22 protein-coding genes, 2 tRNA genes and 1 pseudogene are annotated in these 26,587 nt (G+C 69.2%); 13 read left to right on the forward strand and 12 right to left on the reverse strand.

Annotated elements, in window-relative coordinates:
- Positions 1–325 precede the first annotated feature (325 nt).
- The 6 genes from rsmG to rpmH form a co-directional block, all read right to left on the reverse strand.
- Positions 326–1,042, reverse strand: coding sequence for a 16S rRNA (guanine(527)-N(7))-methyltransferase RsmG (gene rsmG / locus CR470_RS00610; RefSeq protein ID WP_097865600.1), 717 nt, complete (start codon positions 1,040–1,042; stop codon positions 326–328).
- A gap of 109 nt (positions 1,043–1,151) precedes the next feature.
- Positions 1,152–1,667 (reverse strand): Jag family protein, encoded by a 516-nt coding sequence (locus tag CR470_RS00615; RefSeq protein ID WP_097865601.1) that lies wholly within the window; start codon positions 1,665–1,667, stop codon positions 1,152–1,154.
- A gap of 14 nt (positions 1,668–1,681) precedes the next feature.
- A complete protein-coding gene (gene yidC / locus CR470_RS00620) occupies positions 1,682–2,947 on the reverse strand; it encodes a membrane protein insertase YidC (RefSeq protein WP_097865602.1) in 1,266 nt (421 codons plus the stop codon).
- A 3-nt stretch (positions 2,948–2,950) separates the two neighbouring features.
- Entirely contained in the window at positions 2,951–3,310 is a 360-nt protein-coding gene (gene yidD / locus CR470_RS00625; RefSeq protein WP_006125986.1) for a membrane protein insertion efficiency factor YidD, read from the reverse strand.
- A complete protein-coding gene (rnpA, locus tag CR470_RS00630) occupies positions 3,307–3,678 on the reverse strand; it encodes a ribonuclease P protein component (RefSeq protein WP_097865603.1) in 372 nt (123 codons plus the stop codon). The genes yidD and rnpA overlap by 4 nt, the downstream gene beginning before the upstream one ends.
- A gap of 21 nt (positions 3,679–3,699) precedes the next feature.
- Positions 3,700–3,837, reverse strand: coding sequence for a 50S ribosomal protein L34 (rpmH, locus tag CR470_RS00635; RefSeq protein ID WP_003967884.1), 138 nt, complete (start codon positions 3,835–3,837; stop codon positions 3,700–3,702).
- A 381-nt stretch (positions 3,838–4,218) separates the two neighbouring features.
- Between rpmH and dnaA the strand changes: the two genes are divergently transcribed.
- The 10 genes and pseudogenes from dnaA (at position 4,219) to CR470_RS00690 (ending at position 18,072) form a co-directional block, all read left to right on the forward strand.
- Entirely contained in the window at positions 4,219–6,087 is a 1,869-nt protein-coding gene (gene dnaA, locus CR470_RS00640) for a chromosomal replication initiator protein DnaA (RefSeq protein ID WP_097865604.1), read from the forward strand.
- Positions 6,088–7,128: 1,041 nt separating this feature from the next.
- Positions 7,129–8,259: a DNA polymerase III subunit beta gene (gene dnaN, locus CR470_RS00650; protein WP_003967886.1), complete on the forward strand. Its 1,131-nt coding sequence runs from the start codon at positions 7,129–7,131 to the stop codon at positions 8,257–8,259.
- A 161-nt stretch (positions 8,260–8,420) separates the two neighbouring features.
- Entirely contained in the window at positions 8,421–9,305 is an 885-nt protein-coding gene (gnd, locus tag CR470_RS00655; protein ID WP_097865605.1) for a phosphogluconate dehydrogenase (NAD(+)-dependent, decarboxylating), read from the forward strand.
- 67 nt (positions 9,306–9,372) lie between these two features.
- On the forward strand, positions 9,373–10,503 hold the full coding sequence (gene recF, locus CR470_RS00660; protein WP_097865606.1) for a DNA replication/repair protein RecF: 1,131 nt from the start codon (positions 9,373–9,375) through the stop codon (positions 10,501–10,503).
- 212 nt (positions 10,504–10,715) lie between these two features.
- Positions 10,716–11,219 carry a DUF721 domain-containing protein gene (locus tag CR470_RS00665; protein ID WP_097865636.1) on the forward strand — a complete coding sequence of 168 codons (504 nt, stop codon included), beginning with the start codon at positions 10,716–10,718 and terminating at the stop codon, positions 11,217–11,219.
- 447 nt (positions 11,220–11,666) lie between these two features.
- A complete protein-coding gene (gene gyrB / locus CR470_RS00670; protein WP_097865607.1) occupies positions 11,667–13,736 on the forward strand; it encodes a DNA topoisomerase (ATP-hydrolyzing) subunit B in 2,070 nt (689 codons plus the stop codon).
- 47 nt (positions 13,737–13,783) lie between these two features.
- Entirely contained in the window at positions 13,784–16,423 is a 2,640-nt protein-coding gene (gene gyrA / locus CR470_RS00675; protein ID WP_097865608.1) for a DNA gyrase subunit A, read from the forward strand.
- 93 nt (positions 16,424–16,516) lie between these two features.
- Positions 16,517–17,140, forward strand: coding sequence for a DUF3566 domain-containing protein (locus CR470_RS00680; protein WP_097865609.1), 624 nt, complete (start codon positions 16,517–16,519; stop codon positions 17,138–17,140).
- 71 nt (positions 17,141–17,211) lie between these two features.
- Positions 17,212–17,288, forward strand: a tRNA-Ile gene (locus tag CR470_RS00685).
- Positions 17,289–17,777: 489 nt separating this feature from the next.
- Positions 17,778–18,072 (forward strand): annotated as a pseudogene (locus CR470_RS00690) (DUF3303 family protein).
- Positions 18,073–18,241: 169 nt separating this feature from the next.
- Here the strand turns inward: CR470_RS00690 and CR470_RS00695 are convergent.
- Both CR470_RS00695 and CR470_RS00700 read right to left on the reverse strand, forming a co-directional pair.
- On the reverse strand, positions 18,242–18,937 hold the full coding sequence (locus CR470_RS00695) for a DUF4352 domain-containing protein (RefSeq protein WP_097865610.1): 696 nt from the start codon (positions 18,935–18,937) through the stop codon (positions 18,242–18,244).
- A gap of 168 nt (positions 18,938–19,105) precedes the next feature.
- Positions 19,106–19,483: a DUF6344 domain-containing protein gene (locus CR470_RS00700; protein WP_097865611.1), complete on the reverse strand. Its 378-nt coding sequence runs from the start codon at positions 19,481–19,483 to the stop codon at positions 19,106–19,108.
- A gap of 291 nt (positions 19,484–19,774) precedes the next feature.
- Between CR470_RS00700 and CR470_RS00705 the strand changes: the two genes are divergently transcribed.
- Both CR470_RS00705 and CR470_RS00710 read left to right on the forward strand, forming a co-directional pair.
- Positions 19,775–19,909, forward strand: a complete 135-nt coding sequence (locus tag CR470_RS00705) for a DLW-39 family protein (protein ID WP_003958712.1) — start codon at positions 19,775–19,777, stop codon at positions 19,907–19,909.
- Between the two features lie 322 nt (positions 19,910–20,231).
- Positions 20,232–21,581: a hypothetical protein gene (locus CR470_RS00710; protein WP_097865637.1), complete on the forward strand. Its 1,350-nt coding sequence runs from the start codon at positions 20,232–20,234 to the stop codon at positions 21,579–21,581.
- A 21-nt stretch (positions 21,582–21,602) separates the two neighbouring features.
- Here CR470_RS00710 and CR470_RS00715 read toward each other — a convergent pair whose 3' ends face one another.
- Positions 21,603–22,997: a serine/threonine-protein kinase gene (locus tag CR470_RS00715; RefSeq protein WP_097865612.1), complete on the reverse strand. Its 1,395-nt coding sequence runs from the start codon at positions 22,995–22,997 to the stop codon at positions 21,603–21,605.
- Between the two features lie 137 nt (positions 22,998–23,134).
- Positions 23,135–23,683: a helix-turn-helix domain-containing protein gene (locus CR470_RS00720; protein ID WP_097865613.1), complete on the reverse strand. Its 549-nt coding sequence runs from the start codon at positions 23,681–23,683 to the stop codon at positions 23,135–23,137.
- A gap of 178 nt (positions 23,684–23,861) precedes the next feature.
- Here CR470_RS00720 and CR470_RS00725 point away from each other — a divergent pair.
- A tRNA-Ala gene (locus CR470_RS00725) sits at positions 23,862–23,934 on the forward strand.
- Positions 23,935–24,244: 310 nt separating this feature from the next.
- On the opposite strand, the gene CR470_RS00730 is transcribed toward CR470_RS00725, so the two are convergent.
- A complete protein-coding gene (locus tag CR470_RS00730) occupies positions 24,245–25,615 on the reverse strand; it encodes an APC family permease (protein ID WP_097865614.1) in 1,371 nt (456 codons plus the stop codon).
- Positions 25,612–26,490: a carbon-nitrogen hydrolase family protein gene (locus CR470_RS00735; protein ID WP_097865615.1), complete on the reverse strand. Its 879-nt coding sequence runs from the start codon at positions 26,488–26,490 to the stop codon at positions 25,612–25,614. Before CR470_RS00735 ends, CR470_RS00730 begins: the two co-directional genes overlap by 4 nt.
- Positions 26,491–26,587 lie beyond the last annotated feature (97 nt).

Here is a 26,587-nt window from a genome sequence, read left to right on the forward strand (position 1 = left end):
TTTCGGGGTCGTGAACCAGCGAGGCCCGCTGTTCTGTGGATGAATCCGTGCGTGTGGACAACTCGGCAACCCGTCCGGGCTTGCGGTCGCGCGGCGTGGCAGCCGCACGACCGCGGCCGATGATTCCCTGCAGCAGAGAGCGACGTTTCACGTGAAACACGATGCCCCCGCGAAGCAACTACCAGGCCACGACACTCCGCACGAGGTACGTATCGCTACTTTCCGGTAGAACAACTGCTAAGCGGCTCAAGACCCGACAGAATCCGCATATCGGCCGGCCGGACAGACCTCCCGCCCGGACGGCGCCGCCGTCCCGCAGTGCCCCTCATCGACGCCTGCGCGTCCGCTCCGTCCGCGCGGCCTTGGCCTTCTTTGCGGCGAACCTCACACCACCCGGGCTCTCTCCCACCACCACACGGACCACGGTAGAGAGCGGATCGACCAAACCCTCACCGACGTGGAGCACCTCGGTCTCCAGGACACCGAGCTTGCTGAGAGCGGCCCTGGCGCCCTTGAGCTCCTCCTCGGCGGTGTCGCCCTTGAGCGCGAGCATCTCCCCGTACGGCTTCAGCAGGGGCACGCCCCAGCCCGCCAGCCGGTCCAGAGGCGCCACCGCACGGGCGGTCACCACGTGCACGGGCTGAAGCGTCCCGAGGACCTCCTCAGCACGGCCGCGCACGACCGTCACGTGGTCCAGGCCGAGCAGTTCGACGACTTCCTGGAGGAAGTTCGTCCGCCGCAGCAGCGGCTCCAGCAGGGTGATCTTGAGATCGGGGCGCACCAGAGCCAGCGGGATGCCGGGCAGACCCGCGCCGGAGCCCACATCGCAGACGGTGACGCCTTCGGGCACGACCTCGGAGAGCACCGCGCAGTTCAGCAGGTGCCGCTCCCACAGCCGGGGGACCTCACGCGGCCCGATCAGGCCTCGCTTGACCCCGGCATCCGCGAGAAGCTCCGCGTACCGGACAGCCTCCGGGAAGAGCTCTCCGAACACCGCCTGCGCCTCCGCAGGTGCCTGGGGGAGCTCTGCTGCCTCCGTCACGGGAACCGTCCTTCCATACCGCACTAGCGCACTGTGGGTGGCTGACTATCGGGCTGACAAAGATCGGCCCCGCCTGCGAACAGACGGGGCCGACAGTACAAGGATCCGGTCAGGCCGGGAGAACGACGACGAAGCGCTGCGGCTCCTCGCCCTCCGACTCGCTCCGGAGACCGGCCGCGGCGATCGCGTCGTGCACGACCTTGCGCTCGAACGGCGTCATCGGGTCCAGCTTCACCGGCTCGCCCGAGCTCTTGACCTCGTCCGCGGCCTTGGCACCCAGCGCCGCGAGGATCTCGCGCTTCTTGGCCCGGAAGCCACCGATGTCCAGCATCAGACGGCTGCGGTCGCCCGTCTCCCGGTGGACGGCCAGCCGCGTCAGCTCCTGGAGCGCCTCCAGGACCTCACCGTCGCGGCCCACGAGCTTCTGGAGGTCACGCGCCGATTCACTGATGATCGACACCGCGGCCCGGTCCGCCTCGACGTCCATGTCGATGTCGCCGTCGAGGTCGGCGATGTCGAGCAGTCCCTCAAGGTAGTCGGCCGCGATCTCGCCCTCCTGCTCCAGGCGGGTCAGGGTGTCGCTGCCGGCCTCAGCGGCGGCCGTGGAGGTGGTGCCTTCCGTCACGGATGGACTCCTTCTTACTTCTTGGACGGGTGCTTGGGCCGCTGCGGGCCCTTGCGCTGTCCGGACTTGGCTTGGCGTGAGGAGCCGGAGGCGGGCTTGCCCGCCGACTTCGGCTTGTCGTCCTGCGGTGCGTCCTGCTTCTCGAGGGAGGTCTTGGAGCCGGCGTCCGCGGGCTCCGTGTCCTTGGCTCCACCGGCCGTGGCACCGGCCGTCTGGCGCTTCGCCTTGGTCTGGCGCTTGGGCTGCTGGCGCTTGGGCGCCTGGCTGCCCTCGGCGTCGACGGCCGCGGTCTCACTCTTCTGCACCGTGCCGTCCTCCTGGGCCGCGAAACCCAGCTTGCCGAGGCCGGTGATGAACTTGCGCTCGATGTCGTTGCGGTCGGGACCCTTGGCGACGATCGCCTTGACCATCTTGCGCCGGGTGCGGCCGCGCACCTCGCCATGGGAGGTCACGCTCTTGAGGAGTCGCTGGAGGTAGGCGTCCTGCGCCTTGCTGCCCGGCGTCGGGTTCTGGTTGATCACGTACATCTGCTGACCCATGGTCCAGACGTTGGTGGTCAGCCAGTAGACGAGGACACCGACGGGGAAGTTGATGCCCATCACGGCGAAGATGACCGGGAAGATGTACATCAGCATCTTCTGCTGCTGCATGTACGGGGTCTTCACCGTCAGGTCGACGTTCTTCGTCATCAGCTGGCGCTGGGTGAAGAACTGCGAGGCAGACATCAGCACGATCATGATCGCGGTGACGATCCGGACGTCCGTCAGAGATGCGTCGAGCGAGGTGACCTTCTCGACGCTGTCCGTGAACTTCGCGGCGAGCGGGGCACCGAAGATGTGCGCCTGACGTGCGCTGTCCAGCAGGTCCTGGTTGATCGCGCCGATCTTCTTGCCCGAGGCGATGGACGACAGCACGTGATACAGGGCGAAGAAGAACGGGGACTGCGCCAGGATGGGAAGGCACGAGGAGAGCGGGTTGGTACCCGTCTCCTTGTACAGCTTCATCATCTCTTCGGACTGACGCTGCTTGTCGTTCTTGTAGCGCTCCTGGATCGCCTTCATCTTCGGCTGGAGCACCTGCATATTGCGGGTCGACTTGATCTGCTTCACGAAGAGCGGGATCAGGCAGATCCGGATCAGCACCACCAGGGACACGATCGACAGGCCCCAGGCCCAGCCGGAGTCGTCGCCGAACAGCGCCCCGTAGACCTTGTGGAACTGAACGATGACCCATGAGACGGGTGTGGTGATAAAGCTGAACAGACTGGCAATCGTGTCCACTAATCAGGCTCCTTGAGCATTGGGCGAGGTCTCTGCGGCCGGGCTCGGAGGTTCGGAGACCGACCCCCCGGACGGCACATCAGCGGCGGACTCCCCGCCCTTTTCGCCGCGCAGGGCATTGCGCAGCAGCTCGTGCCACCGCGGACGCTTGCGTGGCGGGACATGATCCACACCGCCGGGTGACCACGGATTGCACCGCAGGATGCGCCAGGCGGTCAGCGCTGTTCCCTTGATGGCACCGTGCCTGTCGATCGACGTATATCCATAGTGGGAACACGACGGGTAGTACCGGCAGACAGGCCCGAGGAGTGGACTGATCGTCCACTGGTACAGCTTGATGAGAGCCAGCAGCGGGTACTTCATCGCGCGCCCCCTCCCAGCAGCCGCAGAAGAGCGGCGTCCAGGTCTCGGGCCAGCTGTGCATGATCGGCGTCGCCCGCACCGGGCAGCGCCCGTACGACAACAAGGCTACCGGGGGGCAGCTGAGCCAGCCGGTCGCGGACCAGGTGGCGAAGCTTCCGCTTCACCGCGGTACGGACGACTGCGCCCCCCACGGCCTTGCTGACAACGAAACCCGCACGCGGTGGGGGAACAGTCTCCCCCGTCACGTGCGGGTCCGTATCACCGCTGCGTAGATGGACGACGAGCAGTGGACGTCCGGCTCGACGTCCTCGTCGTACCGCGGTCGCGAAGTCCTCGCGCCGCCTCAGCCGATTCTCGGTAGGCAGCACGTCATGGACCTGTAAGCGGTATCAGGCGGACAGGCTGCTGCGGCCCTTGCCACGGCGGTTCGCGAGAATCGCACGGCCGGCACGGGTACGCATGCGCAGCCGGAAGCCATGGGTCTTGGCGCGACGACGGTTGTTCGGCTGGAAGGTGCGCTTGCTCACTCGGGGGCTCCAGAAATGATTCGTGTGTTGGCGGGACATCGCCTGGCTGTCACCGTGCGCCCACGAGGAACTCGCGTAAACGCCTTAGTGCACCGCTTCACAATCACAGATCGTGATCTTTGCCCATCGGAGGCAGGCGGCAGCAGCCATCGACAACTCGACCTGGTCACGGTACGCGCGGCTACGCCATCCGGTCAAACCGGCTTCGCGTGACCCCTCATTGTGCACAGCCTGTGGACAACAACTTGAACCGCGCGGGTCGGCCTGACTACCGTGGCTGAACTCCGGTTCTTTTCCTTCCCGACTGCCGGGCCTCACCCGACCCGACCCATCCCGTCCCGAGAACCACACATTCGTGGGACATGCGAGAGAGCGTGCCTTGTGGCTGACGTACCTGCCGATCTTGCCGCAGTGTGGCCGCGAGTGCTGGAACAACTCCTCGGGGAGGGTCAGCAGGGCATCGCACCGAAGGACAAGCAGTGGATCGAGCGCTGCCAGCCCCTGGCACTCGTCGCCGACACCGCGCTGCTGGCCGTTCCCAACGAATGGGGCAAGCAGGTCCTGGAGGGCCGGCTCGCTCCGCTCCTCAGCGAGACGCTGACCCGCGAGTGCGGCCGCCCCATCCGGATCGCGATCACCGTCGACGACTCGGCGGGCGAGCCGCCCTCCCCGCCGGCGCCCCCGATGCACCAGTCGCACCAGAGCCAGCAGGGCCACCGCTACCCGGCGCAGCCGCGTGAGGACGCTCCGCGTGGCGACGCGTACGACGGATACGGCCACCGGCCCTCCGACGACGGCATGCCGACGGCCCGGCCCGCCTACCCCGACTACCAGCAGCAGCGCCCGGAGCCCGGCGCCTGGCCGCGTACCCAGGAGGACCTCTCCTGGCAGCAGCCGCGGCACGGCGGGTACCAGGACCGCGAGCAGCCCTCCGGCGAGCCGTACCGCGAGAGCGAGTCGTACCGGGAGCGCGAGAACGAGCAGTACCAGCCCCCGGAGCAGTGGCGCGAGCCGTACGGCACCGGGCGCCCCCAGCAGCCGCAGCACGACTACCGGTCGCAGCCTCCCGAGCGCCAGGGGTACGAACAGCAGCGCCCCGACCGCCAGGACCAGCAGCCGGGCCCCCGCCAGGGCGGTCACGGCCCCGGGCGGACCGGCGGCTCGGTCCCCGGCCCGATGGGCGCCCAGCCGGCCCCCGCGCCGGGCCCCGGCGAACCGCACGCCCGGCTGAACCCGAAGTACCTCTTCGACACCTTCGTCATCGGGGCGTCCAACCGGTTCGCGCACGCCGCGGCCGTCGCCGTCGCCGAGGCGCCCGCGAAGGCGTACAACCCCCTCTTCATCTACGGGGAGTCGGGGCTCGGCAAGACCCACCTGCTGCACGCCATCGGGCACTACGCGCGGAGCCTCTATCCGGGGACCCGGGTGCGGTACGTGAGCTCGGAGGAGTTCACCAACGAGTTCATCAACTCGATCCGCGACGGCAAGGGCGACACCTTCCGCAAGCGCTACCGCGACGTGGACATCCTGCTGGTCGACGACATCCAGTTCCTGGCGAGCAAGGAGTCGACGCAGGAGGAGTTCTTCCACACCTTCAATACGCTGCACAACGCGAACAAGCAGATCGTGCTCTCCTCGGACCGGCCGCCCAAGCAGCTGGTGACACTGGAGGACCGGCTGCGCAACCGCTTCGAGTGGGGTCTGACGACCGACGTCCAGCCGCCCGAGCTGGAGACCCGGATCGCGATCCTCAGGAAGAAGGCGGTGCAGGAGCAGCTCAACGCCCCGCCGGAGGTCCTGGAGTTCATCGCGTCGCGGATCTCGCGCAACATCCGTGAGCTGGAGGGCGCGCTGATCCGGGTGACCGCCTTCGCCTCACTGAACCGGCAGCCGGTGGACCTGGGGCTGACCGAGATCGTCCTCAAGGACCTGATCCCGGGCGGCGAGGAATCGGCGCCGGAGATCACCGCGCCCGCCATCATGGCGGCGACCGCCGACTACTTCGGCCTCACCGTTGACGACCTCTGCGGATCCTCGCGCAGCCGGGTCCTGGTGACGGCGCGCCAGATCGCCATGTATCTGTGCCGCGAGCTGACCGACCTCTCGCTGCCGAAGATCGGTGCGCAGTTCGGCGGCCGCGACCATACGACGGTGATGCACGCGGACCGGAAGATCCGCGCGCTGATGGCGGAGCGCCGCTCCATCTACAACCAGGTCACCGAGCTGACCAACCGCATCAAGAACGGCTGACGCCGGCTTCTCCGGGCGCGTTCCCAGGGTGCTTGTCACGGACCACCACGGTCCGCGGCAAGCACCTTTTTTTTTCGCGTTCTCCGGAGCCGGCCGAGAGCCCTCCAGGGCCCACCGAGCGCTCTTCGGAGCCCTCCGAGGGGCCCCGACGGCCCTCCAAGGGCGCTCCGCGTGCTCTCCGAGGACCAGTGGAAGGCCTTCCGAAGCCTTCGGAGAGCACTCCTGGGCGTCACCGGGCCCCGCGTCGAGCACCCCGTCGCACCCGCGCTGTTCGAATACGGGCTGCTCAGAGGGCCTTCTCCACAGATGAGGGAGAAATCTTCCGTCCACAGCCTGGGGACTGGGAAGTTGTCCATATTGCGTCCACAGGGCGCGCTGCCGATACTCCATCAGGCCAGGTCACGTGGCTGGGGATTTGTGGTCAACCTTCATCCACAGCCTGTGGACAGAATTTCCGTCCACAGGGGACCGGCGACGTTGTCCACCGGCAGCCCACAGGCTGAGGCCTCTTGTCCCCAGCTTCCCCCTGCTTCTCCACACCCCTGTCCACTGTTCGGCAACACAACACACGCTCTCACCGCCCGGAGTGAAAGGCGTCACACCAAGGTGGTCGGTTGGGCTGTGGGGAACGTGGGTAAAGCTGGGGACAGGCCTGGGGAGAAGTGGCCCCCTCCTGTGCATCGGGTGTGCAGAACTTTCGCCCGTCCACAGAAAGCCCCGGTTGTCCACGGGCGCCACCCACAGGACCGGTGGACAAAAAACAGTCGCTGACCTGCGCAAACGACGTTATCCACGGTATCCACAAGGCCTACTACTACTACCACCCAGAGTTAGCCAGGAATCAGCTTCGAAGTGGGGCCTGTGTACAACTCGACCGTCGACCGCCGCGAAGCTCTCGGCCCGACTTGACCCCGAGCAGCAACGACTGTCGGTGCCGTACGTCAGACTGGACCCCGGAGCCTCCCCAGCCCTCGGCAGGGAGCTCCGGTCCAGACGACGAAGGCCAGCAGGGCGAGCGAGCAACAGCAGGAGGCGGTTCCGGTGAAGATCCGGGTGGAGCGCGATGTACTCGCGGAGGCGGTGGCCTGGGTGGCCCGCAGCCTCCCGGCCCGTCCGCCGGCGCCCGTTCTCGCGGGCCTTCTGCTGAAGGCCGAGGACGGGGCTCTCAGCTTCTCCAGCTTCGACTACGAGGTCTCCGCCAGGGTCTCGGTCGACGCGGAGATCGACGAGGACGGCACGGTGCTCGTCTCCGGCCGGCTGCTCGCCGACATCTGCCGCGCCCTGCCCAACCGCCCGGTGGAGATCTCCACCGACGGTGTGCGGGCCACGGTCGTCTGCGGCTCCTCCCGCTTCACCCTCCACACCCTGCCGGTGGAGGAGTACCCCGCGCTGCCGCAGATGCCGACCGCCACGGGCACCGTTCCCGGTGAGGTCTTCGCCTCGGCCGCCGCCCAGGTCGCCATCGCCGCCGGCCGCGACGACACCCTGCCGGTGCTCACCGGTGTGCGGATCGAGATCGAGGGCGACACGGTTACCCTCGCCTCCACCGACCGCTACCGCTTCGCGGTCCGCGAGTTCCTGTGGAAGCCGGAGAACGCCGACGCGTCGGCGGTCGCCCTGGTGCCCGCCAAGACCCTCCTGGACACCGCCAAGGCACTCACCAGCGGCGACACGGTCACCCTGGCGCTCTCCGGCTCCGGCGCGGGCGAGGGCCTGATCGGCTTCGAGGGCGCCGGACGGCGTACGACCACCCGGCTGCTCGAAGGCGACCTGCCGAAGTACCGCACGCTCTTCCCGACCGAGTTCAACTCCGTCGCGGTGATCGAGACGGCCCCCTTCGTCGAGGCCGTCAAGCGTGTGGCCCTGGTCGCCGAGCGCAACACCCCCGTACGGCTCAGCTTCGAGCAGGGCGTCCTCATCCTCGAAGCAGGCTCCAGCGACGACGCACAGGCTGTGGAGCGCGTGGACGCGGTGCTGGAGGGCGACGACATCTCGATCGCCTTCAACCCGACGTTCCTGCTGGACGGTCTGAGCGCGATCGACTCGCCGGTCGCCCAGCTCTCGTTCACCACGTCCACCAAGCCCGCCCTGCTCAGCGGCCGCCCGGCCGTCGACGCCGAGGCGGACGACGCGTACAAGTACCTGATCATGCCGGTGCGCCTCTCCGGCTGATCCCGGCATCCCCCGGCTGATCGGGGGACGTATCCGCGGCAGTTTCCGGCGGGCCCGCTCGGCGCGGAGCGGGCCCGCCGCGCTGTCCCCGGCCGGGCGTAGGCTCGGTCCTGGGCGCAAACGCCCCGACGCTTATCGCCACGACGCTTAAGGAATCTCTGATGGAGCTCGGTCTCGTCGGCCTCGGCAAGATGGGCGGCAACATGCGCGAGCGCATCCGCCGCGCAGGCCACACCGTCATCGGTTACGACCGCAACCCGGATGTCGCCGATGTCCACAGTCTCGAAGAGCTTGTGGGCAAGCTGAAGGGCCCGCGGGTCGTCTGGGTCATGGTCCCGGCCGGTGCCGCGACCCAGTCCACGATCGACGAGCTCGCCGAGCTGCTCTCGCCCGGCGACGTCGTCGTCGACGGCGGGAACTCACGGTGGACCGACGACGAGAAGCACGCCGCCGAGCTGGGCCTCAAGGACATCGGCTTCGTCGACTGCGGCGTCTCCGGCGGGGTCTGGGGCCTGAAGAACGGCTACGCCCTGATGTACGGCGGCGCCGAGGAGAACGTGGCGAAGGTCCAGCCGATCTTCGACGCGCTGAAGCCCGAGGGCGACTTCGGCTCCGTCCACGCGGGCAAGGTCGGCGCCGGCCACTTCGCGAAGATGGTCCACAACGGCATCGAGTACGCCATGATGCAGGCCTACGCCGAGGGCTGGGAGCTGCTGGAGAAGGTCGACTCCGTCACCGACGTGCGTGAGGTCTTCCGCTCCTGGCAGGAGGGCACGGTCATCCGTTCCTGGCTGCTCGACCTCGCGGTCAACGCGCTCGACGACGACGAGCACCTGGAGAAGCTCCGGGGCTTCGCCGCCGACTCGGGCGAGGGCCGCTGGACGGTGGAGGCCGCGATCGACAACGCGGTGCCGCTGCCCGCGATCACGGCGTCGCTGTTCGCGCGGTTCGCCTCGCGCCAGGACGACTCGCCGCAGATGAAGATGATCGCCGCGCTGCGCAACCAGTTCGGCGGGCACGCGGTGGAGTCCAAGTCCGAGAACTGATCGGACCGCCGGCGACGTGTCGGCGGCGCAACAACCTGCGAAGCACCAACGGGAGAGGTCGGCCACCATGCACGTCACCCATCTCTCGTTGGCCGACTTCCGCTCGTACGCCCGGGTCGAGGTCCCTCTCGACCCGGGCGTCACCGCGTTCGTGGGCCCCAACGGGCAGGGCAAGACCAACCTCGTCGAGGCCGTCGGCTATCTCGCCACCCTCGGCAGCCACCGGGTCTCCTCGGACGCCCCGCTGGTGCGGATGGGAGCGGAGCGGGCGGTGATCCGCGCGGCGGTCACCCAGGGCGAGCGTTCGCAGCTGATCGAGCTGGAGCTGAATCCGGGCCGCGCCAACAGGGCCCGTGTCAACCGGTCCTCGCAGGTCAGACCACGTGACGTGCTCGGGATCGTACGGACCGTGCTGTTCGCGCCGGAGGACCTGGCCCTGGTCAAGGGCGACCCCGGTGAGCGGCGGCGGTTCCTGGACGAGCTGATCACGGCGCGTTCGCCCCGGATGGCCGGGGTCCGCTCCGACTACGAGCGGGTGCTGAAGCAGCGCAACACGCTCCTCAAGTCCGCGGCGATGGCGCGCCGGCACGGTGGCCGCTCGATGGACATGTCCACGCTCGACGTCTGGGACCAGCACCTGGGCCGGGTGGGCGCCGAGCTGCTCGCGCAGCGCCTCGATCTGATCGCCACGCTCCAGCCGCTGGCCGACAAGGCGTACGGGGACGTCGCGCCGGGTGGCGGTCCGGTGGCGCTGGAGTACCGCAGCTCGGTCGGTGAGGACGTGGGTCCCGAGCGCACCCGCGACGAGCTGTACGAGCAGCTGATCGCGGCGCTCGTGGGGGTCCGCAAGCAGGAGATCGAGCGGGGTGTGACCCTCGTCGGCCCGCACCGCGACGATCTGGTGCTCGGTCTGCGGGGGATGCCGGCGAAGGGGTACGCGAGTCACGGTGAGTCCTGGAGCTACGCGCTGGCGCTGCGGCTGGCCTCGTACGAGCTGCTGCGCTCCGAGGGCAACGAGCCGGTGCTGGTGCTCGACGACGTCTTCGCCGAGCTGGACGCCCGCCGCCGTGAGCGGCTGGCGGAGCTGGTGGCTCCGGGCGAGCAGGTGCTCGTGACGGCCGCGGTGGCCCAGGACGTTCCGGGCGTGCTGGCGGGGGCACGGTACGCGGTGACCGCGGGCGAGGTGGAGCGCGTATGACCGGCCGGGGCGAGCGCGGGGCGGGCCGACGGGGCTCGGCCTCCCGCGCGGGCGGTACGGGAGCGGCTCGCGCGAAAGGCGCGGGCCGGGCCGGTGGACCGGGTGGGGCGGGAGAGGCATTGCCGGATCCTGCCGCTTCCGGGGCTTCCTCAGGGCCCTCCTCCTCCGGGACCTCGTCAGGGGCGTCTCCAGGGGTGTCGAAGCCGCCCGAGGTGACCGGCGTGGATCTCGCCCGGGTCGCGTTGCGGGCGGCGAAGGAGCAGGCCAGGGCACGGGGTGCGGCGGCGCAGCAGAAGAAGCAGGCCCGGCGCGGCGGCGGGCTGCGCTCGGGCGCCCGGTCGGACGGCCGGGACCCGCAGCCGCTGGGCTCCGCGATCAACCGGCTGATCACCGAGCGGGGCTGGGAGACGCCCGCGGCGGTCGGCGGGGTGATGGGGCGGTGGCCGCAGATCGTCGGCGACGATCTGGCGAATCACTGCGTACCTCTGCGGTACGACGACGATCCGGACGCCCGGGTGCTGACCGTGAGCTGCGACTCGACGGCGTGGGCGACGCAGCTGCGGCTGCTGGCTCCGCAGCTGGTGGCCCGGCTGAACGCGGATCTGGGGCAGGGCACCGTACGGATGATCAAGGTGGTCGGGCCGGGGGGCCCGGAGCGCCGGTTCGGGCCGTTGCGGGCACCCGGCAGCAAGGGGTCGGGCGACACCTACGGGTGAGGGTCCGGGCCGCCGGTCGGGGGCGGCGGGCCGCCGTGCGCCCGCGGTCGGGTTCCTGCCCCCTCCCCTACTTCTGTACGGACCTTCGCTCACCGCGCTGAGCTGCACTTTCGGCGTAATATTGTCGTGTACTGGACGGGCGTGTGGGTGGGTTCGTCAGGGTTCGTACGAGAGGAAACCGGGCGGTACGGCCGGAGCGTCCCTCACCGTAGCGAGAGGTTGACAGGCCGAAGCGCTCAAAGCCCGTCAGGGCCTCTTGGGGCCCCTTCCTGAATATGGGGAGTCGTCAGTCGCTCATTCAGGGCGGCACATGCGTACTCAGGTACCGGCAAACCACCATTCGTGTCAGTGCTACCGGTAGACTGGTGAGTAATCCCGCCGCTGAGGCGGGAGTCGTCGATACAAGCCGAACGACGCAGCCGCTCCCGCCTGTCCGGAGAACGGCCTGTGCTGTGCCAGAAAGGGCGCTTCGTGGCCGATTCCGGCAACCCCAACGAGAACATTCCGTCCACAGTCGGTGAGCACGGCGAGGTCGCCGCCTCGTACGACGCCAGCGCGATCACCGTGCTGGAAGGGCTGGACGCGGTCCGCAAGCGGCCTGGCATGTACATCGGCTCGACCGGTGAGCGCGGCCTGCACCACCTCGTGCAGGAAGTCGTCGACAACTCGGTCGACGAGGCGATGGCGGGCCACGCGGACACCATCGACGTCACGATCCTCGCCGACGGCGGGGTGCGTGTGATCGACAACGGCCGGGGCATCCCGGTCGGCATCGTGCCGTCCGAAGGAAAGCCGGCCGTGGAGGTCGTGCTGACGGTCCTGCACGCGGGCGGCAAGTTCGGCGGCGGCGGCTACGCCGTCTCCGGCGGTCTGCACGGCGTCGGCGTCTCCGTCGTCAACGCCCTGTCCACCCGGGTCGCCGTCGAGGTCAAGACCGACGGCCACCGCTGGACCCAGGACTACAAGCTCGGCGTCCCGACCGCCCCGCTGGCCAAGCACGAGGCCACCGAGGAGACCGGCACGACGGTCACCTTCTGGGCCGACGGGGACATCTTCGAGACCACCGAGTACAGCTTCGAGACCCTCTCGCGCCGCTTCCAGGAGATGGCGTTCCTCAACAAGGGCCTCACCCTCAAGCTCACCGACGAGCGGGAGTCGGCGAAGGCGACGGCGGGCGCGGACAGCGCGGACGCGGTCGAGCCCGCCGAGGAGGAGGCCGCCCGCACGGTCACGTACCACTACGAAAACGGCATCGTCGATTTCGTGAAGTACCTCAACTCCCGCAAGGGCGACGTCATTCACCAGTCGGTGATCGACATCGAGGCCGAGGACAAGGACCGTCTCCTCTCGGCCGAGATCGCCATGCAGTGGAACACGCAGTACACCGAAGGCGTCTACTCCTTCGCCAACGCGATCCACACGCACGAGGGCGGTACGCACGAGGAGGGCTTCCGTGCGGCGCTGACCTCGCTGGTCAACCGGTACGCGCGCGACAAGAAGCTGCTGCGCGAGAAGGACGACAACCTCACCGGCGAGGACGTCCGCGAGGGCCTCACCGCGATCATCTCGGTGAAGCTGGGCGAGCCGCAGTTCGAGGGCCAGACGAAGACCAAGCTGGGCAACACGGAGGCCAAGACCTTCGTGCAGAAGGTCGTCCACGAGCAGCTGACGGACTGGTTCGACCGGAACCCCAACGAGGCCGCCGACATCATCCGCAAGGGCATCGCCGCCTCGACCGCCCGGGTGGCGGCCCGCAAGGCTCGCGACCTGACCCGCCGCAAGGGGCTGCTGGAGAGCGCCTCGCTGCCGGGCAAGCTCAGCGACTGCCAGTCGAACGACCCCACCAAGTGCGAGATCTTCATCGTCGAGGGTGACTCCGCCGGCGGTTCGGCGAAATCCGGCCGTAACCCGATGTACCAGGCGATCCTGCCCATCCGAGGCAAGATCCTGAACGTCGAGAAGGCCCGGATCGACAAGATCCTCCAGAACACCGAGGTCCAGGCGCTGATCTCGGCGTTCGGCACCGGGGTCCACGAGGACTTCGACATCGAGAAGCTCCGCTATCACAAGATCATCCTGATGGCGGACGCCGACGTCGACGGTCAGCACATCAACACCCTGCTGCTGACGTTCCTCTTCCGCTTCATGCGGCCCCTGGTGGAGCAGGGCAACGTCTACCTCTCGCGCCCGCCGCTCTACAAGATCAAGTGGGGCCGGGACGACTTCGAGTACGCCTACTCGGACCGTGAGCGCGACGCCCTGGTGGCGCTCGGCAAGCAGAACGGCAAGCGGATCAAGGAAGACTCGATCCAGCGCTTCAAGGGCCTCGGCGAGATGAACGCCGAAGAGCTGCGCATCACGACCATGGACGTCGACCACCGGGTCCTCGGCCAGGTGACGCTGGACGACGCCGCGCAGGCCGACGACCTGTTCTCGGTGCTCATGGGCGAGGACGTCGAGGCGCGACGCTCGTTCATCCAGCGCAACGCCAAGGACGTCCGCTTCCTCGACATCTGAGTCGGCCGTACCAGCGACGCCGCAGCTCGAAAGGACTTTGACCAGCAATGGCCGACGAGAACACCCCTGTGACACCTGAACCCGTGATGCCCGAGGAAGCGATCGTCCCCGGAGTGGGCATGCGCGTCGAGCCCGTGGGGCTCGAGACGGAGATGCAGCGCTCCTATCTCGACTACGCGATGTCCGTCATCGTCTCGCGTGCGCTGCCCGACGTACGGGACGGACTCAAGCCCGTCCACCGCCGGGTGCTGTACGCGATGTACGACGGCGGATACCGCCCCGAGAAGGGGTTCTACAAGTGCGCCCGCGTCGTCGGCGACGTCATGGGTACGTACCACCCGCACGGCGACTCCTCCATCTACGACGCCCTGGTGCGCCTCGCGCAGCACTGGTCGATGCGCATGCCGTTGGTGGACTCCAACGGCAACTTCGGTTCCCCGGGCAACGACCCGGCCGCCGCCATGCGGTACACCGAGTGCAAGATGATGCCGCTGTCCATGGAGATGGTCCGGGACATCGACGAGGAGACCGTCGACTTCCAGGACAACTACGACGGCCGCAACCAGGAGCCGACGGTCCTGCCGGCGCGCTTCCCGAACCTGCTGGTCAACGGCTCCGCGGGCATCGCGGTCGGCATGGCGACCAACATCCCGCCGCACAACCTCCGTGAGGTCGCCTCCGGTGCCCAGTGGTACCTGGAGCACCCCGAGGCCTCGCACGAGGAGCTGCTGGACGCGCTGATCGAGCGCATCAAGGGCCCCGACTTCCCCACCGGCGCGCTGGTCGTGGGCCGCAAGGGCATCGAGGAGGCGTACCGCACCGGGCGCGGCTCCATCACGATGCGCGCGGTCGTCGCGGTCGAGGAGATCCAGGGCCGTCAGTGCCTGGTCGTCACGGAGCTTCCGTACCAGACCAACCCCGACAACCTCGCGCAGAAGATCGCCGACCTGGTCAAGGACGGCAAGGTCGGCGGGATCGCGGACGTCCGCGACGAGACCTCCTCGCGTACGGGTCAGCGCCTGGTCGTCGTCCTCAAGCGGGACGCGGTCGCCAAGGTCGTCCTGAACAACCTGTACAAGCACACCGACCTCCAGACGAACTTCGGCGCGAACATGCTGGCGCTCGTCGACGGGGTGCCGCGCACGCTGTCGATCGACGCGTTCATCCGCCACTGGGTGACGCACCAGATCGAGGTCATCGTCCGGCGGACGAAGTTCCGGCTGCGCAAGGCGGAGGAGCGGGCGCACATCCTGCGCGGCCTCCTCAAGGCCCTGAACGCCATCGACGAGGTCATCGCCCTCATCCGGCGTTCCAACACGGTGGAGATCGCGCGCGAGGGCCTGATGGGCCTGCTGGAGATCGACGAGCTCCAGGCGAACGCGATCCTGGAGATGCAGCTGCGCCGGCTGGCCGCGCTGGAGCACCAGAAGATCACCGCCGAGCACGACGAGCTCCAGGCGAAGATCAACGAGTACAACGAGATCCTGGCGTCGCCCGCCAAGCAGCGCACCATCGTCAGCGAGGAGCTGGCGGCGATCGTCGACAAGTTCGGCGACGACCGGCGCTCCCAGCTGGTGCCCTTCGACGGTGACATGTCCATCGAGGACCTGATCGCCGAGGAGGACATCGTCGTCACGATCTCCCGCAGCGGTTATGTGAAGCGCACGAAGACGGACGACTACCGCTCGCAGAAGCGCGGCGGCAAGGGCGTGCGTGGGACGAAGCTGCGGGAAGACGACATCGTCGACCACTTCTTCGTCTCGACGACCCACCACTGGCTGCTGTTCTTCACGAACAAGGGCCGGGTCTACCGGGCCAAGGCCTACGAGCTCCCGGACGCCGGCCGGGACGCGCGCGGCCAGCACGTCGCCAACCTGCTGGCCTTCCAGCCGGACGAGAAGATCGCCCAGATCCTCGCGATCCGCGACTACGAGGCCGTGCCGTACCTGATCCTGGCGACGAAGGGCGGTCTCGTGAAGAAGACCGCGCTCAAGGACTACGACTCGCCGCGCTCGGGCGGTGTCATCGCGATCAACCTGCGCGAGATGCCGGACGGCGGCGACGACGAGCTGATCGGCGCCGAGCTGGTGTCGGCCGAGGACGATCTGCTGCTCATCAGCAGGAAGGCCCAGTCGATCAGGTTCACCGCGACGGACGACGCGCTGCGCCCGATGGGCCGTGCCACCTCGGGCGTCAAGGGGATGAGTTTCCGCGAGGGCGACGAACTGCTCTCGATGAATGTCGTCCGGCCCGGTACGTTCGTGTTCACCGCTACCGACGGCGGGTACGCGAAGCGGACTCCCGTCGACGAGTACCGCGTCCAGGGCCGCGGCGGCCTCGGCATCAAGGCAGCCAAGATCGTGGAGGACCGCGGATCGCTCGTCGGTGCGCTGGTGGTCGAGGAGACCGACGAGATTCTCGCCATCACGCTCGGCGGTGGTGTGATTCGTACGCGAGTCAATGAAGTCAGGGAGACGGGCCGTGACACCATGGGCGTCCAACTGATCAATCTGGGCAAGCGCGACGCCGTCGTCGGCATCGCGCGCAACGCCGAGGCCGGTCGTGAGGCGGAAGAGGTCGATGGGGCCGATGACGTCGACGGCGAGATGGCCGAGGTTCACGCCGAGGGCGTGAGTGAGGGCACTGTCGAGGGCACGGAGCCTTCGACCGGGGAGCACGAGGAGTAGAGCGTGAGTGGAGCCACGGGCGCCGGTTCGGCCGCTTCCGGAGCTGGAGCGAACGGTGCCCGTGGCCCTGCCACGGACTCCCAAGGGGGCACTGTGACGGACACACGAGGGCCTCAGCCCCAGTACGAGGGTTACGCGACCGGGCCCCTGCCCGGTGAGCGTGAGCCCGCACCGGGGCCGTCGGGGCCGTACCACCCGCCCCAGGCGTACCAGGCGCCCGGTGGCGGCACCCAGGGCGGCCAGCCGCGCCCCGGACAGCCGGCCGATGGCACGTTGGGCGGTGCGCAGGGCGTGGGCGGCGTTCAGGCGGCGCGCAAGCCGCGCACGGGGGCGCGGACCACTCCGCGTACCCGCAAGGCCCGCCTGCGGGTGGCCAAGGCCGACCCGTGGTCGGTGATGAAGGTCAGCTTCCTGCTGTCGATCGCGCTGGGCATCTGCACGGTGGTGGCGTCGGCGGTGCTGTGGATGGTCATGGACGCGATGGGCGTCTTCGAGACCGTCGGCGGCACGATCAGCGAGGCCACCGGCTCGAACGAGAGCAACGGCTTCGATCTGCAGTCGTTCCTGTCGCTGCCGCGCGTGCTCATCTTCACCTCGGTCATCGCCGTGATCGACGTGGTGCTGGCCACCGCGCTGGCGACGCTGGGCGCCTTCATCTACAACCTGTCGGCGGGCTTCGTGGGAGGCGTGGAGCTCACGCTGGCCGAGGACGAGTAGCGCGCCGGGTATCGATTTTGGGACTGGCCCCGACGTGCGCTAATCTTCAGAAGTCAGCGCGACAGCGCGGCGGGGCTATAGCTCAGTTGGTTAGAGCGCATCCCTGATAAGGATGAGGCCACAGGTTCAAATCCTGTTAGCCCCACCAGCACGAAGGCCCCTCACCGGAGACGGTGGGGGGCCTTTGCCATGTGCGGCCGGTATCAGGCGTTCAGCGGATCCGGAGGTGCGGCGGAGCACGGCCTGCGAGTATGTGCGGGCTCGCCCGCCGGTGTGAACCGGACCAGGGGCCCCGGAGTGCGGTGGGCGCCGGGGAGTCGCTTCCGGGGCTGAGTGGTGGGGGCCGGCCGGGCCGGTGGTGCGGGCGGTCTCCGCGGTTCTCGCTCCAGGTGAGGACCAGACCTGCCGCGCAGAGCCTGGGTGCCCGAGCCCCGCGGCCGGAGTGCCGGCCCGACTCCTCGTCGCGCGTGAGGCGACTGCGCTCGGTGCGGGAGGTGTTGAGGGAGGGCAGCCCCGGATGGAGGGCAAGAAGTTGCCGGCCTGACCGCTCAGGGAAAGGCTGAGCCGGACGTCACTGAACGTCAGGGCGCGCGCGGACGGAAACGCGCCGGTCGCGGTGGATGGAAGGAGCGATGCCATGAGGGTCATGCTGAGAGCTCATATGGACACACAGATCGCGAATGAAGCGATCAAGAGCGGCACAATGCCGAAGCTCATGCAGGCGATGACGGAACGGCTCAAGCCAGGCGGCCTACTTCGGGCCCAGCGAGGGCGGACGGTGCTGCACCTTCGTCTTCGACATGCAGGACAGTTCGCTGCTGCCCACCATCGGGGAGCCGCTCTTCGAGGGACTCGGCGCGAAGATCGAGATCCAGCCGGTAATGAACAGCGAAGACCTGCGGAAGGGCCTTGCCGCACTGCAGCAGGGCTGAACGGTTCGGCCGCCCGCAGCGCTCGGACCGGTGACCCGGAGTCGCGACGCATCCGTGGATCGGGATCCACGTACGGCGTTCACCTCCTGCCGGCCCCCAGAACGAAGACCCCTGGTCACCCATGGCCGGGGGTCTCGCGTCGGTGGGACCGGGCGAGGCCGGCCCGTTCTCAGTCCGATGAATCGAGCTGGACCAGGTAGCCGGGCTCGACTCCGTCGATGGTCTCCAGCAAGTGGTCGGACGCGACCCAGACCGTCGTGGGCCTGTCGGCGGCCGGTATCTGGAAGACGCCGTGCATCGGGCCCTTGCTTCCAGGGTTGATACCGGCGGACGGGTCAGCCTTGCCCTGGTCGGACCAGTACTGCGCGTAGTGGCTCGCGAGTTCGTTGTCGCTCTCGGTCGGGCTGTACGCGATGTCGCCGACGTTGAGCGTGGTCGCTCCGTCCGCGCTCCAGTCGGCCTCGCTCTTTCCGACGTTCAGCACCTCCATGGTGACCACGCAGTACTGCTTGCCCTCCTCGGGCGTGGGAGCGGGCGTCGGCTCGGTCACGAAGTCGGACGCGTGCGCGAGGACCTTCGGGTCCAGGGGGTCGCCGCATCGGACCTCGTCGACGGTCACCTCGAACTCGTCCAGCTTGGGCGTGTCCGAGTACGTGATGGTCAGCTTGAACGGCTCCCCGGTCCGGGGCCTGCCCAGGATCTCCGCGCCCGGCGGTGCGCCGTCGTCCGGGCTGCTGGTCGCCGCCGCCGGTACGGCGCTGCCCGGGCTCGACGCCGTACCGGTGGAGGCCGAGGAGCAGGCCGTGAGCGTGAGGAGCGCGACGGCGGTCCCGAAGGCCGCGAAGGTGGTGCCACGAGAGCTCATCGAACGGTCCTTTCGGCGGTGCGCCGGACCCTTCCATGGTCGTCCGGCGCACCGCGGACCGCTCGCCGGCGGTTCTGACGCGTCGTTCGGGACGGCCCCGGGCACACGGAAGGGCCCCCGGCCGGTGTGAACCGGACCAGGGGCCCCGGAGTGCGGTGGGCGCCGGGATCAGGGGGGTGGCGCCGGGGAGTCGCCTTCCGGGGCTGAGTGGTGGGAGCCGGCCGGGCCGGTCGTGCGGCCGGTCTCCGCGGGGTCGAGCGACAGGTGCCGGGTGGCCGGGGAGGAGCCGTGGGCCTCGGCGCGGATGCGCTGCTTCATCGTGGGCGGAAGGGCCCGGTCACGCGGAAGGGTCCATCGGACCGAGGGGGCGATCGGAGTTGCCGCGGTGGCGGCCGTGTGCTCCTGGGTCGTGGCGCTCGGCTGCGCTGCGGCGTTCGTGGCGTTCGCGGCGTTCGCCGTGGCGGTGGCGAGGCCCAGCGACGCCAGGAGGGCGAAGAAGGCGGTGATGAAGGCGGTCCAGAGGTTCTTGGGCTGGAAGGTGCTCATGGCCCCTCGCTTTCGGACGGTCCGGTTGCTGACTTCTCCGATCATGTGGATCCGGGCCGTGATTTCGAGGAGCGACGCCCGCTCTGCGCCGATCTTCAGATGAACACCACTCGTATGGTGCAACCGGAGTGGACAGGCCCTCGTGAGCGGTCGGAAGAGCGCGCCGGGGGGTCGTTCCGGACGTCGTCGAGGGGTTGCTCCGGGGTCCCGGGCAGGTCACCGATCGGTATCGGCCGGTGTGTATAGTCGGCGGCAGAAGGCCCTTACGCCAAGGAAAGACGAGGTCGCGCGGTGAAGAAGCTTCTCCTGGTCGCACTGGCCGCCATCGGCGGGCTCCTCGTGTACCGCCAGATCCAGGCGGATCGCGCCGAGCAGGATCTGTGGACGGAGGCGACCGACTCCGTGCCCGCAGGTTCGGGTGTGTGAGACGGCACAGTCTGTTACGGGCCCCGGTCGCTGAGCGGCCGGGGCTTCGTGCTGTTCGGGGCCCGTTCGCCGGCGTGCGGGCCCTTTGTAGTGCGCGTGTGACGCCCGTACCTCTCTGCCCCTCGGCCTCTTGAGTTCGCTTGAGCACATACATAAATTGCTCTGGTGAACCCTGATGGGTGTCGGCGAGGGCGGTAACGCGGACAAGAGGGGCAATGCGGCAGGGGCCGGAGACACCGGCGGTGGGGGCGGGGCAGGATGGACCGGCATCGCGGCCGGGCGGTCGACGGCACCGGCGCGTGAGGACGACGAGGGGAAGCGCGTGAAGAGGCAGCGCAACAGGGGCCGGGTGGTGGCCGCGGTGCTCGCGGCGATGTGCGCGGTGGCGGCCCTGCCGGGGCAGGCGTACGCGGCCGGCCCCGGGGCGTACGCGTTCGACCCCGACGCGAAGAACGTGCAGGGCGCGACGGCGAACGTCGAGGCGTCCGAACTCGACGAGGGCGTCCCGTACCGCAGCACGATCAGGCCGGGCGAGAAGCTCTATTACCGGGTCACGCTGGACGATGTCTCCGCCGCCTATGTCTCGGCGGTCGCGGTGCCCGGCGACAGTGGCAAGGTCGCCTACGGCGACGGCATCAACGTCAGTCTCCGGGAGACCGACGACACCCAGTGCAGTTCGGCGCGGGCGAACTTCGGCGCGGGCGAGTACGCGCGTCCCATCGCAGCGTACGTCTCCCGGACCGTCGAAGAAGGCAGCACCATCTGCCAGGAGAGCGGCCAGTACGACGTCCTCGTCGAGCGCGAGAGCAAGGACGCCTCCAACACCGACGCCTGGGAACTGGAGTTGCGCTTCCTTCAGGAGCCGCGGTTGAAGAGCGCGGCGGCCATGCCGACCGACGGGCCCGACAGTTGGCCCTCGGCCCCGGCGAAGCCGCTGACCGGGGAGCAGCGGAAGCGGTCCGGCGGGGCCGGGTACTCCGAGGCCACCAGCCTGGAGAACGGCCGCTGGCAGGACACGGTCGCCCCGGGGCAGACCCGCTTCTACCGGGTGCCGGTGGACTGGGGACAGCAGATCCACGCCACCGCCGGGCTCTCCAACAGCACCGGCGACAACAAGGAGTTCGTGGGCAACGCGCTCACCTTGTCGCTGGGCAACCCCGCCCAGGGGCATGTCTCCGACGCCACGCTCTCGTATTCCGGAGGGCCCGCTTCCGCGTCCCTGAGGCCGCTGCCGCCGGTGGCCTACCGCAACAGGTTCGACCCCTCGCCCCAGGTCAGCAGCATGCGCTTCGCGGGCTGGTACTACCTGTCGGTGTCCCTCAGCCCGAAGCTCAAGGAGTCCTACGGCGACGAGCCGATCCCCTTCGAGCTGGCGGTCCAGGTGAAGAACGACGCCGAGACGTCTCCGTACGAGGGTGACGCCGGGGTCTTCGGCGTCACCGACCAGGACCGGGAGGTGGCCCGGAAGGGGAAGACCGCCCGGGAGGCCGCGCAGAGCGGTCCGATGACGGTGGTCGCCGCGGCCGGTATCGGTACGGGGTCCGTGCTGGTGCTCGGGCTGGGCGTCTGGACGCTGCTGGCCCGCCGTCGCGCCGCCGGGGCCCCGGCCTCCGGTTCGCCGGCCGTCGGTTCGCCGGCCGGTGGGGGCCACCAGCCGCCGCAGGGCCGGTAGTCGGCCCGGCGGCGGGAGCGTTCAGATCTGGGTCAGGGCCCAGATCCCGACCGCGAAGCAGATCAGCGCCACCACCAGCACCGGGACCGCCACCTTCGGGGGCGGTCCCGGACGCGTTCGGCGCCCGGGAACGTGCGGCGCGGCGTGCTGAACCGGCGGGGCCGGCACCGGTGGGTGCGGCTCCTGGGCGGTGTAGGCGCGGGTGGCGAGGGGTTCGTGCGGTACGCCGGAGGTCGGCGCCCGGGAGGCGTCCGGCGCGCCGACGGCGTACGGGGGCGGCGTGTCCACGGTGGACGGGACGGCCGGCTGCTGCTGGGGCCCCGGCTGCTGGAGCCCTGGCTCCTGGAAACCTGGCTCCTGGTAGGGCTGTTGCTGTGGGGGCGGGGTTCCGGGCGGGGGCGCGAGGTGGAAGCTGCCGGTCTCCGACATCGACGTGGGGGGCGGTGCGTAGGCCTGCTGACCGGGCCCCGGAACGGCCGGCCGCGGCGGCCCGGCGGCGGGGGCGGGCGCGGGCTCCTCGGGCTGCCGAGGGGCCGTTACGGGCCCGTCGGGGCCGAATCCCGCCGGCAGCGGCCCGATCTGGTCGAACACCTCCACCGGCTCGTCGTCCGGGCCGGGTTCGGGCAGCATCTCGACCGCCGCGGTGAGGGCCTTGCGCGCGCCCGTCGCGGTCCGGAACCGGGCGTGCGGGTCCGGCTGGAGCAGACCGGCGAGAACCTGCCACAACGGCTCGGGAATGCCGTTGGGGGCGCTCGGGGTGCCGTGCGCGGCGAAGTGCTCGACCAGCGCCTGGGAGTCGGGCTTCCGGCCCTGGATGAGGTAGAGCGCGACCAGGCCGACCGCGAAGAGGTCCGCGGGGAAGTCGGGCTCGGCGCCCATCATCTGCTCGGGGGCGAAGTAGCCGGGCGTGCCGACCACGTAGTTGGTCTCGGTCAGCCGGGGTTCGCCCTTGCGCATCGAGATGCCGAAGTCGGAGAGGCGCAGATGCGGGCGGCCCGTCCCGGTCGCCTCCATCAGGATGTTGGCGGGCTTGATGTCGCGGTGCACCACTCCTTCGGCGTGCACCGTGGAGAGGCCGGAGAGCAGCTGGTCCAGCAGCAGGCAGACGAAGCGCGGGGGCAACGGGCCGTAGTCGCCGATGACATGGGCGAGCGAGCCGCCGCTCACCAGGTCCATGGTGAACAGGACCTTGTCGTCGTCGGCGGCCCAGCTGGCCGGGGCGAGGACATGCGGGTGCTCGATGCGCAGCGCCTGCTCGCGGACGAAGCGCAGCAGCGTGTGCGCGTCGCTCTGCTGGAGCACCTTGGCCGCGACGTACCTGCGGCGGCGGTGGTCCCAGGCGCGCCAGACGGCGCCGACCCCGCCCCGCCCGATCGGATCGATCAGCTCGTACCGACCGGCGAAGACCTCACCCATTGCGCTGCGCCCGCTCCCCGTTCCCGTGGTGCCGCGGCGTCCGCCGCGGCCCGTGTCCGGCCCCCGTGCCCCTGCCGGCACCAGGGCGTCGCGCGGTGCGCGTGCCCTGGTCCGTCGTCCGTCGTGGCCCGGAGCCGTTAGCTCTGGTGCCCCTCGTAGTGCGCGACCGCGTCCGCGGTGCGTCCCGCTCCGTACACCTTGAGGAACTCTGCCAGCTCCGGGTGGGTCGGGGCGAGGGCGTCCGAAGCGTCGATGATGTCGCCGGCCGCCGCGACCGACCGCAACAGGGACTGGATCTCGCGCACCACACGGCGGACGGTGGGAGCGCTGCCGGTGGAGGTGGTCTGGCCGGTGGCGGTCAGGACCGACCCGCCCTGCGACTTCTTGATCTCCTCCATGCGGTCGGTGGCCTCGCCCGCGCTGACGCTGCCGTCGGCCACCTGGCTCGCCAGCTCCTGGAGGGCCTGGACGCGCTGGACCACCGCGGGATTCCCGATCTTGGCCCGCTGGCCGCTCATCAATTGGGAGAGCATCGGGGCGGAGAGCCCGAGAACAGCGGCCAGCCGGGCCTGGTTCAGGCCGAGATCATCGATCAGTCGACGGAAGAGCGCCCCCAACGGCTCCCCGTACCAACTGCGTTGAAGCTCTCTGGCTCTTGCCGTCGCCTCTTGTTGCGCTGCGTCCATGGCGTCTCCCCATCGCTGCCGCTTCGCTGCTGCGAACCTTGCGAGCATCTTACGGAGCGTGGTCGGCCACCGGGAGTCCCTATCCTTTTGCAGAATTGCGGGGGTCACCCGGTACTCTGGTCTGCGACGGTAGCCCTGGCGCGGACGTGCTGGGCGTTGCCCTCGTTCGTTGTGGCCCGGGGCCTTAGCTCAGTTGGTAGAGCGCTGCCTTTGCAAGGCAGATGTCAGGAGTTCGAATCTCCTAGGCTCCACTTGCAACACCCCTCTGACCTGCGTAAACGCAGTCAGGGGGGTGTTTTTGTCCTGGTTTTCTGTGTTGACGTGTCAGCCCGATGGTGCTGACGCGGCCCCCCTCCCCGCGGGTGCCATCTGCCGCCTGTGGGTGCAGATCGAATCCCGGCTCCCCGAGGGGCCGGCCCCGTATGGGAAGTCGTCGGTGGCGATGCCGCAGGCCCGGACGATGACGCGACTCCGGACCTGACGGTGTTGCCCGTTCAGTGGGCGGCTCGGCCGGTGCTGGCGTCGTGATACCGCACGACGAGCCCAGGAGCGGGAGGCGAGCTACGCGGTGACCTTGTCCTTGGCCTCGGTGTCGTCGTCGAAGGTCATCTCCGGTGCGGGCCGGCGGAAGCCCTTGGTCAGGACGGCCAGGTAGACGATGCCGATTGCCAGCCAGACGCCGCCGATCTGGAGTGCGACATCACCGAGCCTCGTGAGGAGGTAGACGGAAACGGCGGCGCCGATGGCTGGCATCACCAGGTGCGAGAAGAGGTTGGGGGTGCGGCCCTGTCGGCGTTCGCGGACCAGGTGGGCGATCACGCAGACGTTCACCAGGGTGAAGCCGAGGAAGGCGCCGAAGTTGATGAACGAGGTGGCTGTGGTCAGGTCGAGCTTCATGGCGATGACACCGGCGGCCGCGGTCAGCAGCAGGTTCAGGACGGGCGTGCCCGTCTTCGTCGACAGCTTGCCGAAGACGGCCTTGGGCAGTACGCCGTCGCGTCCCATCACGTACATGAGGCGGGCGGCGGAGGCTTGCAGGGCGATGCAGGAGGCGATGGATCCGGCGATGGTGACGAAGTTGATGATCTCGGCGTACGTCTCGCCGCCGACTTGGACCTTCAAGTGGTAGGCGGCCGCGTCGACGTCGGCGAACTCCGCGCCGGGGTGGACCAGTTGCATCACGAAGGACAGCACGATGAAGATCGCTCCGGCGGCGATGACGCAGCCGATGATGCCTCGGCCGATCGTCCTCGCCCCGCCCTTGGCCTCTTCACCGAGCGTGGAGACGGCGTCGAAGCCGAGGAAGGAGTACGCGGCGATGGCGGCGGCCGCGGTGACCGCGCCGATCGCCGTACCGGAGTTCCACACGGTGTCCGTGACGGGGGCGGATGAGCCGTTCTCGCCGAGGAAGACGACACACAGGGTGGCGAAGAGGACCAGCGACCCCAGTGCGACGAACATCAGGACCTTGTTGACGCGGTCCGCGAGCTTCATGCCGAAGATGTTGATGACGGTGGTGATGCCCACCGAGACGATCAGCCAGACCCACTTGGGTATGCCGGGGAACTGGGCGTTGAAGTAGATCGCCGTGATCAGCCAGCCGACCATCGGGATGAAGAAGTAGTCGAGCAGCATCGCCCAGCCGGACAGGAAACCGATGCGGCTGTCGAGCATCTTGCGGGCGTAGGTGTAGACCGACCCCGAGCCGGGCACCGCGCGCGCCATCCTCGCGTAACTCAGCCCGGTGAGCAGCATCGCGAGGGCGGCGACGGCGAACGCGGTCGGGGCCACGCCGCCGCTGGTGGCGGCGACCACGCCGAAGAGCGTGACGACGATGCCGGGGGAGATGTAGGCCAGGCCGAACAGGACGACGGAGAACAGGCTCAGGTCGCCCTTCAGTCTCGCGGTGTTCCCTGTGGTCTCGCTGCTCATCGTGGTGGCTCCTCGGTGGTGTGGGCGGGGTTCCAGGTGGTGGGGTCGATGCGGCCCCCGTACAGCGGGAGATCGAGGGCCGGGTCACCGGGGCGGAATTGGCTCCAGATCCGGTTGAGGCCGGCGGTGCCGTAGCGGCGGACGTTGCTGACCTCGTCGAGGTCGATCACGTCGGTGAGGGTGGAGTCGCCGGCATCGACGGTTTCGGCACGCACCGTGCCCTGCGGATCGACGACGAGGCTGCGGCCGATACCGGACGGGGCGGCGGAGTTGACGCTGGCGACGAAGACCTGATTGGTGATGGCATTGGCGCGGTTGAGGACGACCTCCTGCGCGCGGTCGCTCGTCGACGTACGCACCACGTTGACGATCAACTCGGCGCCCATCCACGCCAGATGGCGGGAGATCTCCGGGAACCAGCTGTCGTAGCAGATGGACAGTCCGATGCGGCCGACCCCGACCAGGTCGACGACCTCGAACCGGTTGCCCGGTGTGGTCGTCTCGTACGGGCGCCACGGGCAGATCTTGCGGTACGCGGCGAGGCGCTCGCCCCGCGGTGAATAGACCGGTGTCGTGTTGTGGACGCGGTCACCGGTGCCCCGCTCGTAGACGCTGCCGGGGACCAGCCAGATGCCCAGATCGCCCGCGAGCTCGGCGAAGGCCGCATCCCGTTTGCCGTCGAGCAGCTCGGCGGCCTTCTCCGGGGCCGCCGGCACGCCAGGGGCACTCTCGCCGAGGTGCAGCTCGGGGTAGACCACGAGGGCTCCGGGTGCGCGCAGCTTCACGCGCCGCTCCACGTCGGCGGTGAAGCCTGCGAGGTCGTCGGCCGGGCGGCCGGGTGCCTGGGCAAGGATCAGGGGCAGAGGGCGGGCCATGCGGGAACACCAGCCAATCGAAGGGAGGGTTTCTCTGGGGAGCCGACGGGAGATGCAGGGCGCCGACGGCCATGGACTCCGGATGGCGGGGCCGAGG

The sequence above is a fragment of the Streptomyces sp. rh34 genome, assembly GCF_002551245.1.
GTDB lineage: Bacteria > Actinomycetota > Actinomycetes > Streptomycetales > Streptomycetaceae > Streptomyces.